The sequence below is a fragment of the Francisella sp. 19S2-4 genome, assembly GCF_036281795.1.
Taxonomy (GTDB): domain Bacteria; phylum Pseudomonadota; class Gammaproteobacteria; order Francisellales; family Francisellaceae; genus Francisella.
In genome coordinates this window covers 46,045-58,089 of sequence record NZ_JAWUZH010000007.1, presented here as the reverse complement: position 1 = coordinate 58,089, position 12,045 = coordinate 46,045, and the positions used below count along the sequence as shown (strand labels likewise).

The window sequence follows — 12,045 nt, the reverse complement described above, 5'->3', positions numbered from 1 at the left end:
GAGTTTAAACATTATAGAATTAACCATAGTAAGCTGTTTGCAAAGAAGCATAATCATATAAACGGTATAGAGAACTTCTGGAATCAAGCTAAGAGACATTTGAGAAAATTTAATGGTATTCCTAGAGGCCATTTTTACTTGTTTTTGAAGGAATGTGAGTGGAGATTTAATCACAGTGATTCTAAGGAACAGCTAAAGCTAATTAGACACTGGGTTAGAGAGAGTTTAAAGTAAATTTATCTAGGACAGCCCTTAATATTTTTTATATATTTTTCCTATAAAGTTTGATGGCAAAAGTCTTATCTGTGTTTTAAAACTTCAAAAATTTTAATATCAAAAATATTTATTTTATAAATACTTTCTGATTTATAAATAAACTAAGAAATAATCATAAATAAAATATTCTAGATTAGGATAAGCTAAAAATATTTCTAAAAATGACAATTAGATTTTAAATTATCAATCATATAACTATTTTAAACTATCTCGTTTAAAACTATTGTAAAGAGAAAACCCTCTAATTATTATTCATAATAGTTACTTTTGATTCATAACAAAGAAAGGATAAATATGAGAAAATTAATAAAGATATCATTTGCCACAGCTTCACTTTTGACTTTATCAACATTAATAACTAGCTGTTATACAAATAAAACTACTACTCAAAATACACCTAAAATGGTAGGTACAAATCCTGGAACATATACGCCAAAATATCTATCTGTTCCAGAGTATAAAAAATGCTTAGAGACTCATGATTTTGGAACTTGGAAAGGTTATTGTCTTCCTAGCAAAATTAAAGATGGTTGCCCTACTTCATCATTTAATGATTTAAGAAAACTTAACCTAATCGGTTGTCAAGATGATAATGCTATCAAAAAACTTCCTTTAGAGCCTGGACCTGTAATAGCAATTAATGGAAAACCTATTGATACTTCAACTAAATAAATTTTAAAAACATTTAACTTCATTCTAAATTTTATCAAATCTTAAAAGATATTATTTACACTTATAAATAATTATTCAAAACTTTAATTTTTTATTTATAAAATATGTATTTTTTTGAATAAATACATATTTAAAATTGTTATTAATCTAAATTTAATATATTTTTTAATCTTTGCTGTAAACAAATTGCTTGTATTGTTATTAATGTGATAAAAATATTAAGTGATGTTCTCAGGGACAGCTATTTTAAAATCAATAGTAAATGATAATGATTATTAAAAACATAATCTTGTCACTATACTAAACCAAAAGGATTGAATATGCAATACAAAAAAACATTATCTTTAATGATAGCAACAGGACTACTATCAATGACTCTAGTAAGTTGCGATTCTAGCAACAAGAATACAGACTCCTCAACAGCAAGTATTTACGCTCCTGCTAATAAAGATACTTTTGTTAGAGCTAATGGTTCTGAGCCTGATTCATTAGATCCAATGCATGCGCAAACTAATGTAGCATCAAATATATTATTTGATATAGGTGAAGGTCTTCTAGCGTTAAATCAATCAAATACTCCAGTCCCAGGAGTTGCTAAATCATGGAAAGTTTCTGATAATAATTTAGTTTATACTTTCTATCTGCGTAAAGATGCTAAATGGTCAAATGGTCAGCCTGTAACAGCTGATGATTTTGTCTATTCATTCCAACGTAATGTCACTCCTAAAAATGCTTCTGAAATGAGCTATAAACTTGCTCCTATTGAAAATGCTCAAGCTATTATGGATGGTAAAAAGCCTGTTTCATCATTAGGTGTTAAAGCACTAGATCCAAATACTTTACAGATTACACTATCACATCCAGTTTATTTTTTCCTAAGCATTATGGCTGATCCAATATCATATCCAGCTTATAAGCCAGGTGTTGAAAAATATGGTGAAGCTTTCTTCCAACCAGGAAACTATATTTCAAACGGAGCATACTACTTAAAAGAATGGATACCAAATGGACATATTACAGTAACGAAAAACCCATACTATTGGGATGCTAAAAATGTTCATATAAAAAATGTTGAATTTTTACCAATCGTAGATAGAACATCTGCATATAATGCATATGCTGCAGGTAGAGCTGATTTTGTGATGTATGTTCCATCAAGTAATCTTGGGGAAATTAAGAAAAAATTCCCAGGCCAGCTTAAAACTACTCAATGGTTAGATATGGAGTATTTAGATTTTAACCTAGAGAAAGCACCGTTCAAAGATAATGTGAAATTACGAGAAGCTCTATCTTTAGTAATTAATAGGAGAGATATTACAAAATATGTTACCAAAGAAGGTGATATTCCACTTTATAGTTTATTTCCTACTAGTATTGAAAATGGGCGTTATAAAGATGTTACATACAAGTGGAAAGATTGGCCAATGGAAAAGCGTATTGCTCTAGCTCAGAAACTTTATAAGGAAGCAGGCTATTCAAAAGAGCATCCATTAAAAATCTCTATACAATATAATACTGATTCTGTACACAAGAAAGTAATGGAAGCAATTGCCCAAATGTGGAAACAAACTTTAGGAGTAGAAAGTACAGAAGCAAACTCTGAGTTCAAAGTTTTCCTTAAAGTAAGACAAGCTCATGATTATCAAGGTGTAGCTAGAGATGGTTGGATAGCTGACTTTAATACGATTGATAATTTCTTGGATATGTGGACATGTAATAACCCACAAAATAATCCAGGTTATTGTAATCCTGAATATGATAAAGTTATGAATCAAGCTGAGCAACAACCAACAGCTAAAGCGGCACAACCTTATTATACAAAAGCAGCAGAGATTGGTATGAATGATTATCCAATTATTCCGTTATACTCAAATGCTATTGTGCATCTTGTCAAACCATATGTAAAAAATTATCAAATGGAAACTAACCATCAAGATTATATATATGATAAGTGGTTCTCATTTAACTATAAGAAATAGATTTGATAATAAGGAAAGTAAATGTTTAGTTATATTCTAAGAAGGTTAATGGGAGCTATCCCTACCCTTTTTATAGTTATTTTAATTAGTTTTTTAATGGTTCATATGACTCCAGGAGATCCTTTTGCATCTGATAGAGCATTATCGCCTGAAGTATTAAAGCAACTACATCATCAATATCATTTAGATTTACCATTATGGCAACAATTTTTCTATTATCTTGATGGTTTACTTCACGGTAATTTAGGATATTCTTTTAAATATCAAGGCCAATCTATAAATAACCTTGTATTTCCTGATGGTGGTCAAGGAGGATTTTGGGTTTCTGTTCAATTAGGTATTTTTAGTATTATTATTGCAACGATTTTTGGCGTTATATTTGGTATATTTTCAGCGATAAGCCGTAATACAAAAGTTAATTTTATTGATCATATTATTACTATTATTGCAATGTTATTCATTTCTACTCCTGTAGTAGTAACGGCTCCTATAGCAGTATTAATATTTTCTGTAATATTAGGATGGTTCCCATCTGGTGGTTGGGGTACGTGGAATGATATGATTCTTCCTGTAACTGTATTAGCCATACCATACATTGCTATTATTACACAAATTACACGTAGTAGCTTAATTGAAATAATTAGTTCTCCTTTTATTCGTACAGCTAAGGCTAAAGGCTTATCTATGCCTCGTATTATTTGGAAACATGCTCTAAAGCCATCATTGATGCCAGTGGTATCTTTTTTAGGGCCTGCTATTGCTGGGATTTTAACAGGTTCAGTAGTTGTTGAGACGGTATACACTATTCCAGGAATTGGTGTTCAGGTAGTTCAAGGAGCGACAAATCGTGACTATAACCTTGTACTTGCTTTGACTATTGTGTATAGCGTTTTAGTGATTCTTTTTAATCTAGTCGTTGATATTATCTACGCCTTTTTAGATCCAAAAATTAGATATTAGGAGGTAGATTTATGACTCAAAGTTTTACATTAAATCAAAAAAAGAAAAATGCTGATTTTTTAACAAATATTGTAGAGCAATCTCATGATGAAGCCTTTAAAGGACGTAGCCTTTATCATGATGCTTGGTTACGCTTCAAGAAAAATAAAACAGCAATGATTAGCTTAGTAATATTAGTATTAATAGTTTTAGCTGTAATTATACTGCCTTGGTTTTCGCCATATAGTTATGCAGATCAGAACTTACTTCAAGTAGATCAAGGTCCTAGTGCTGTACATTGGTTTGGTACAGATGATCTAGGTCGTGATGTTTTCACTCGTGTAATGGTAGGTGGGAGAATAACTTTAGAAATAGGATTTGTAGCAACTCTTGTAAGTGTAATAATAGGTACACTTGTTGGTGCTACAGCTGGCTTCTTTGGAGGTAAGATTGATAGTTTTTTAATGCGTATAGTAGACATATTATATGGCCTACCATTTATGTTTTTCGCGATATTGTTAGTCACTATTTTTGGTAGAGACTTTGTTCTAGTCTTTGTTGCTATTGGCGCCGTAAGTTGGCTAGATATGGCAAGGGTTGTTAGAGGTCAAACTTTAGGACTTAAGAGTAAAGAGTTTATTGAGGCTGCATATGTTTGTGGTGTTAAGGAAAGAACGATTATTACTCGTCATATTGTCAGAAACCTAATAGGTATTATAGCTGTATATATCACCCTAACTGTTCCGATAGTTATTATGACAGCTGCATTTTTAAGTTTCCTAGGCTTAGGTGTACAGCCCCCTATGACTGACTGGGGTGGTTTAATTAGTGATGGTGTTGCTGTGATAACTTTCAATTATTGGTGGATTTTAGTTATTCCTTCAATATTTTTAACAGTAACACTATTATGTTTTAATTTTATAGGTAATGGCTTAAGAGATGCCTTAGACCCACGTGAACATCGTTAAGGAGGATTTATGTCATTATTAGAAGTTAAAGATTTAAATGTAAAATTCAAAACTAATGATGATTTAATAAGTGCGGTTAATAATATTAGCTTTACGCTTGATGAAAGTGAAACATTAGGAATAGTTGGTGAATCAGGCTCTGGAAAAAGCCAAACAGTTTTAGCTCTTATGGGGTTATCAGCTCCTAATGCAATTATTACAGGTTCTGTGAAACTAAATGATCAAGAGCTTGTTGGTATGAAAACTAAAGCTCTAAATCAGATTCGTGGAAATGATATCTCGATGATTTTCCAAGATCCTATGACTTCATTAAACCCATATATAAATGTAGAAGCACAGCTTTGTGAAACTATGATGATTCATAAAAATTGTTCAAAAGCTGAAGCTCGTAAACATGCTATTGAAATGCTAGATGCTGTACATATTCCTGATGCTAAAAATAGAATTAAGCTATATCCTCATGAGTTTTCAGGAGGAATGCGTCAACGTGTAATGATTGCTATGGCACTGATGTGTAAGCCTAAACTCTTAATAGCTGATGAACCTACGACGGCTTTAGATGTGACTGTTCAAGCACAGATTTTAAAGTTACTTAATGGCCTTCAAAAAGAGTTTCAAATGGCTACTATTTTAATTACTCATGATATTGGCGTAGTTGCTGGAGCATGTGATAGAGTTATGGTTATGTATGGAGGTTCTCTAGTAGAATCTGCTAATATCAATAGCTTATTTAATAATCACTATCACCCTTATACTACAGGATTAATGGCTGCGACCCCTCGTGTGGATTTACCAAAATCACAACTACAAGCAATACCAGGTGAACCACCTGATTTATCACATTTACCTAAAGGTTGTGCATTTTCACCAAGATGCTCTTATGTAACAGATAACTGTATACGAAAAGCTCCTATACTTGAGAATATGGGAACTAATAATAAGCATTTAGTAGCATGCTTTAATAGTAAAAATATTATAAGAGAGGTTAATAAATAATGACTCAGGATTTTTTATTAAACATTAGTGACTTAAAAATACATTTTCCTCTTAAAAAAGCCTGGCCATGGAAAGAAACTAAGTATGTTAAGGCCGTAGATGGCGTTTCCTTTGATGTAGTAAAAGGTGAAACACTAGGTATTGTTGGTGAATCAGGATGTGGCAAATCAACTCTAATTAGAGCTATTGTAGGACTTGTAAATGCTACAGAAGGTAAAGTTGTTTGGGCTGGAAAAGACCTAACAGCTCTTAAAACAAAAAAAGAATGGCAACCTGTGAGAAAAGATATTCAAATGGTTTTCCAAGATCCATTTGCATCATTAAACCCAAGAATAACTATTGGTAATATCATAGCAGAACCTTTAAGAGTACATGAGCCAAATCTATCATCAAAAGAAAGACTCAAAAAAGTTGAAGAGATTATGAAGTTGGTAGGTTTATCACCTAAGCATGTCAATCGCTACCCTCATCAATTCTCTGGAGGACAATGTCAACGTGTTGGTATAGCTAGAGCTTTAATTTTAAAACCAACTATTCTTGTTTGTGATGAACCTGTTAGTGCACTAGATGTTTCAATCCAAGCACAAATAGTAAATCTATTAAAAGATTTACAAAAGACTCTTAATTTGACTATATTATTTATCGCTCATAATCTAAGTGTAGTTAAGCATATTTCAGATAGAATAATGGTAATGTATCTAGGAAATGTAATGGAAGTTGGCGAATCAAAATCTCTTTGTGATAATCCTCAGCACCCATATACTAAGGCTTTATTATCAGCAGTACCTCTTCCAGACCCTGATTTAGAACGTAATAAGAAAATCCAAATTCTTGAGGGAGATTTACCGTCACCAATAAATCCACCATCAGGTTGTGTTTTTAGGACACGTTGCCCTATAGCAGTATCAGAGTGTGCTACATTAAAACCTAGTGTTACAAAAGTTTCTGATACACGAAAAGTTGCATGTATTAGAGCTTAAACGATTATCTCTCAACTAAACATATACTAGTTTTATAATTATCTAATTGATCAAATAACCTCCTATTTAGAAAATACTCTTTATTTATAAAGTTACTAAAACTAGGAACATCTAAGATATTAATATTTTGAACATTAAAATATAAACCCATTCCCAAGCTTTTTATTACGGCTTCTTTAGCATTAAAAACTTCAAAGAAAAAATCTAATTTATCAAATTCATTAGTCAGTTGATTATAATAAGATATTTCCTCTGGATGCATTATTATATTAATCAAATCTTGATGGTTAATTTTAGTATCTATAAATTCAATATCTACACCAATATTATATTTATTACTAATCGCAACTATTATATATTCCTCAGAATAAGAGACGCTAAAATCAATACTATTATTAACTTTTAATACAGGCTTCTGATACTGACCATATTTTAGTTCAAAACTATTAATTTGATATTTAGATTTTAAATAATTATACAAAAAACTACGTGCTAATAATCTTTTATCTTGATCTATTTTAAACTTATATTTTTTGACTTCTAAGACTTGATTATCTGGAATAATATCTAAATCTATCTGACTCATGTTTTCTGATATTTTTAATAAAAAAATATCAGTAGATCTTAAGTTACATTTATCAAATCTAAATTTAGAAATCACAGTAAAACATAATCTATAAAAGGTAAAGGATAAAAGTATTTTAATTAAAACATCTACTTAAGAACAGAATATTTTTTTATAAACTCATTTCTAAGATCTGTCTAGTATCTGCCAATGTAATATCTTGATGCTCACCTAAAGCATTCATTCCATTAGTTTCAAGACTTTTTATTATCTTATCAAAGTGCTCAGTACCAAAATCATAAGAACTTAATTTTGTAGCGTTTCCAATTCTTTCAAAAAACTCTACTGTTTTAATTATAGCTATATCAATTTTTTCATCCTTTCTTACAGATCTAGGTACACCCCATACCCTTTCAGCATATTGAGCTATTTTATCACCTTTTTTATCTCTCTTATGTTGCATAACACTTGGTAGAATAATAGCAAGAGTCTGAGCATGATCTAAACCATAAAAAGTTGTCAACTCATGACCAATCATATGAGTAGACCAGTCCATAGCAACTCCTCGGGAAATTAAAGAATTAAGAGCCATAGTTGCTGACCACATTATATTTGCTCTTACATTATAGTCATTAGGTTTATCAATAAGTTTATCGCCCTCTTCAATAAGAGTTTGTAATATTCCCTCAGCAAATCTATCTTGTAAAGGAGCATTTTGTGGAAATGTTAGATATTGTTCCATAACGTGTACAAATGCATCAACTACACCATTTGCAACTTGACGAGCTGGTAAAGTATAAGTAACTTCAGGATCTAATACTGAAAATTTAGGAAATACTTTTTCACTCATAAAAGCTAGCTTTTTATTTATTTCTCTTCTTGAAATAACTGCTCCAGCATTCATCTCAGATCCTGTCGCAGGAATAGTTAAAACTGTACCAAAATCGACAGCATTTTTAACTTCAGCACCCTTTGCTAAGATATCCCATGGTTGGCCATCAAACTTGACCGCTGCTGAAATAAATTTAGTAGCATCTATTACTGATCCTCCACCAACAGCTAATATAAAATCTATATTATTTTCTTTTATATATTCTACTGCTTTCATACAAGTTTCATATTCTGGATTTGGTTCAATTCCTGAAAACTCATATAAATGATGATTTACTAAAGCATCTTTTACTTGCTGATAAACACCATTTTTCTTGATGCTCCCACCACCATATATCATCAAGATTTTTTTATCTTTACTTATAGCATCAGATAGCTTAGCTATTTCACCTTTACCGAAGAAAATTCTTACTGGATTATAATATTCAAAATTTTGCATGTTAGCCCCTTAATTTTATATAACTCCTCTGTAAGTATATCTTTTTTAAAATAAAAATAAATTTACATCTTTATTTTTTTAAAAGTATAATTTGTGTAATTTTTTAAAAGGTTTATGAAATGATGAAAAATATAAGATATCTTCTACTCCTTATAATATTTATGAGTTTCGGATATTCTCAAACAGTAAATGTTGCTGCTGTTCAGATGCTTATTAAACAACAATCTTTCGAACAATTTGCTACAAATATTGAGCAAATGACTAAGGAAGCTAAGAATCAAGGTGCTGAAATAGTTGTTTTCCCAGAGGATGATTCTGTAAATCTTATTAATGATTTACCATGGAATAAACAAAGTATTGTTGAGCTTAGTAGTTATTATTCAAAAACTAAAAATTTGATCTCTAAATTATCTAAAAAGTTTAATATTGTTTTAGTGGGTGGAACTATCGCAAAAGATGATAATGGCAAGATATCGAATACTGTTATAATAGGCTTACCAAATGGTCAAATAATAGAAAATGATAAAGTTTACCTAACACCTGAAGAAAGAAATGTTGGTTATACAAAGTTTGGTAAAGATATTCTAGTCTTAAATTATAAAGGTGTTAAAATTGCAATTTTGATATGTTATACAAGTGAGTTTCCTAATATCTCTCAAGAACTTTCAAAAATAAAACCTGACATAATAATAGTTCCATCATATACAAATGATCTTTATGGTCTAAATAGAGTTCATACTGCAGTAAAAATGTTATCAATACAAAATTTTGCTTATGGTATGGTTGTTGGTATGGCTTCTGGTTTCGATAGACAACATACTCAAGGTGTTGATGGAGTTAGTCAAATACTATTTACATCTCCTCAAAATAAAGCCTTTGCTCTTAATTACCTTAAAAAAGGTAATTTTAATAAAGAGGATATTGTTATTGAAAAGCTAGATATATCAAAACTGCATGCGGCACATAAAAACTATGATGCATTCCCTAATGAGGATATAAAATATAATAATAACTTAAATATTAAAAATATAACTTTTAAATAATAATTTTTCAAAAACTAGAATCCTACTCTATAAATATTTGTTATACTTTTGCTAATATTAAATTTTTATAAGTCCTTATGAAATATACTAAACTAGGTAAAACTGATATTGATATTAGTAGAATATGTTTAGGAACTATGACTTGGGGTAGACAAAATACTCAAGCAGAAGGTTTTGAACAAATGGATTATGCTTTATCACGAGGCATAAATTTTTGGGATACTGCTGAGATGTATGCAATCCCACCAACTGCTAAAACATATGGTAAAACAGAAGAAATAATTGGAAATTGGTTTAAAGCAACAAATAAACGTAATGAAATAATTTTAGCTACTAAATTTTCTCCTATGCCATGGGCAAGAAATGAAGAAAATCCAACAACAAATAAAGCTAATATTATTGATGCAGTAAACAATAGCTTAAAACGCTTACAAACTGATTATATAGATCTCTATCAATTTCATTGGCCTACAAATAGACCTCACTATCATTTTGGTAATTGGTGGGACTTTGAACCTTTAGCTGGTCAACAAAATAAAGATAAAATAGTTGAAAATATCTATGAAATTCTTCTAACATGTGATGAGCTAGTTAAAGCTGGTAAAATTAAATATATAGGCTTATCAAATGATTCTGCTTGGGGTATTAATCAATTTATTAAATTATCTGAAAAGCATAACTTACCTCGCCTTCAGAGTATTCAACATGAATATAATATTAATAGACGCAGAGATGAAACAGATGTTATGGAAACATGTGCTTTAGAGGATATATCTTATTTAGCATGGTCTCCTCTTGAGCAAGGAGTTATAACAGGTAAGTATCGTAATGGTGCACGCCCTGCTGGCACTAGAATGTCAGCTGAAATTTTAGATGGCCAAGAAGATCGTTATGGTTTTAGATTTGATACAAATGATGATGCAGTAACAGAATATATTAATGTTGCTAAAAAACATAACTTAGATATCTGCCAAATGGCAATAGCATTCACAATTAGAAAGCCATATATGAGTTCTAGTATAATTGGTGCTACATCAATGGAACAATTAAAAACAAATATTGATGCCATTAATCTAAACTTATCAAAAGAAGTACTTGCTGATATTGAGAAAGTTCGAAGAAAATATCCTGTACCATTCTAAAATAGTTTTTTTAAAACCATTCGCTTATTCACTAGCAATATTATTTGTTATAATTTTCATCTATTTTTTTAAAAAACATTAGATATGAAATATATTAAGCTAAGTAAAACTGATATTAATATTAGTAGAATATGCTTAGGAACTATGACTTGGGGAGAACAAAATACTCAGTCAGAAGGTTTTGAGCAAATGAACTATGCTTTATCACAAGGTGTAAACTTTTGGGATACTGCAGAAATGTATGCTTTTCCTAGAACTCCAGAAACTTATGGTAAGACAGAAAAAATAATTGGTAATTGGTTTTCAAAATATAAAAAAAGAGAGGATGTTATACTTGCAACGAAATTCTCTCCAGTATCGTATATTAGAAATGAAGTTAATCCAGAAACAAATAAAGTCAATATTATTCAAGCTGTTGATAATAGCTTAAGGCGTCTACAGACAGATTATATCGACTTATATCAATTTCATTGGCCTACGAATAGACCTCATTATCATTTTAATTTATGGTGGAATTATGAGCCTACTAAAGATAATTCTGATAAACCTAAAATTATTGAAAATATTCTTGAGACTCTACAAACATGTGATGAGCTTATTAAAGCTGGTAAAATTAAACATATTGGAATATCAAATGATTCAGCTTGGGGAATAAATCAATTTTTAAACCTTTCTGAAAAATATAATTTACCACGAATCTAAAGCCTTCAAAATGAATATAATTTATTACGCCGTAGAGATGAAACTGATATTATGGAGATATGTGCTCTTGAGAATATTTCATATCTAACATGGTCCCCTCTAAATATGGGAGTATTATCAGGGAAATATCTGAATAATAAACGCCCTAGTGATTCACGCATGTCAGATAGATTCCTTTCTAATCAGAATTTAAAAGATATGTTAGCTTATAGACTTGAGGTAAAAGATGGCGTTATAAATAGTTATATTAATATAGCTAAAAAACATAACTTAGATATATGTCAAATGGCAATCGCATTTACAATTCGTAAACCATATATGAGTTCTAGTATAATTGGCGCAACATCAATGGAACAATTAAAAACAAATATTAGCGCTATTAATCTTGAGCTATCACAAGAAGTATTAGCAGATATAGAAGAAGTAAGAAGAAAATATCCAGTTCCTTTTTAA

The 12,045-nt window shown here is 30.4% G+C and carries 11 protein-coding genes and 1 pseudogene; 10 read left to right on the top strand and 2 right to left on the bottom strand.

Going from position 1 to position 12,045, the window contains the following annotated elements; translation table 11 throughout:
• From R8535_RS02950 to R8535_RS02920, 7 genes are all read left to right on the top strand, one after another.
• Window positions 1–234: transposase (locus tag R8535_RS02950; protein WP_329496321.1), on the top strand; the 234-nt coding region annotated here is incomplete at its 5' end.
• Window positions 235–570: 336 nt separating this feature from the next.
• Entirely contained in the window at window positions 571–948 is a 378-nt protein-coding gene (locus tag R8535_RS02945) for a hypothetical protein (protein ID WP_329496322.1), read from the top strand.
• Between the two features lie 320 nt (window positions 949–1,268).
• Window positions 1,269–2,927 carry a peptide ABC transporter substrate-binding protein gene (locus tag R8535_RS02940; protein ID WP_329496324.1) on the top strand — a complete coding sequence of 553 codons (1,659 nt, stop codon included), beginning with the start codon at window positions 1,269–1,271 and terminating at the stop codon, window positions 2,925–2,927.
• Between the two features lie 21 nt (window positions 2,928–2,948).
• Window positions 2,949–3,887 (top strand): ABC transporter permease, encoded by a 939-nt coding sequence (locus R8535_RS02935; RefSeq protein WP_329496326.1) that lies wholly within the window; start codon window positions 2,949–2,951, stop codon window positions 3,885–3,887.
• Between the two features lie 11 nt (window positions 3,888–3,898).
• Window positions 3,899–4,834, top strand: a complete 936-nt coding sequence (locus R8535_RS02930; protein WP_329496329.1) for an ABC transporter permease — start codon at window positions 3,899–3,901, stop codon at window positions 4,832–4,834.
• 9 nt (window positions 4,835–4,843) lie between these two features.
• Window positions 4,844–5,830, top strand: coding sequence for an ABC transporter ATP-binding protein (locus R8535_RS02925; protein ID WP_329496330.1), 987 nt, complete (start codon window positions 4,844–4,846; stop codon window positions 5,828–5,830).
• Entirely contained in the window at window positions 5,830–6,810 is a 981-nt protein-coding gene (locus tag R8535_RS02920; protein WP_329496332.1) for an ABC transporter ATP-binding protein, read from the top strand. The genes R8535_RS02925 and R8535_RS02920 overlap by 1 nt, the downstream gene beginning before the upstream one ends.
• Window positions 6,811–6,814: 4 nt before the next feature.
• Here the strand turns inward: R8535_RS02920 and R8535_RS02915 are convergent, their stop codons facing one another.
• Window positions 6,815–7,396, bottom strand: coding sequence for a 4'-phosphopantetheinyl transferase family protein (locus tag R8535_RS02915; protein WP_329496334.1), 582 nt, complete (start codon window positions 7,394–7,396; stop codon window positions 6,815–6,817).
• Between the two features lie 151 nt (window positions 7,397–7,547).
• Window positions 7,548–8,705, bottom strand: coding sequence for an iron-containing alcohol dehydrogenase (locus R8535_RS02910; protein WP_329496336.1), 1,158 nt, complete (start codon window positions 8,703–8,705; stop codon window positions 7,548–7,550).
• 119 nt (window positions 8,706–8,824) lie between these two features.
• On the opposite strand from R8535_RS02910, the gene R8535_RS02905 reads away from it, so the two are divergent.
• The 3 genes and pseudogenes from R8535_RS02905 to R8535_RS02895 all read left to right on the top strand — a co-directional run bounded on the left by R8535_RS02905 (window position 8,825) and on the right by R8535_RS02895 (window position 12,045).
• Complete coding sequence (locus R8535_RS02905) at window positions 8,825–9,748, top strand: nitrilase-related carbon-nitrogen hydrolase (RefSeq protein ID WP_329496338.1); 924 nt, start codon at window positions 8,825–8,827, stop codon at window positions 9,746–9,748.
• Between the two features lie 77 nt (window positions 9,749–9,825).
• Entirely contained in the window at window positions 9,826–10,890 is a 1,065-nt protein-coding gene (locus R8535_RS02900; protein WP_329496340.1) for an aldo/keto reductase, read from the top strand.
• A gap of 84 nt (window positions 10,891–10,974) precedes the next feature.
• Window positions 10,975–12,045, top strand: a pseudogene (locus R8535_RS02895) (aldo/keto reductase).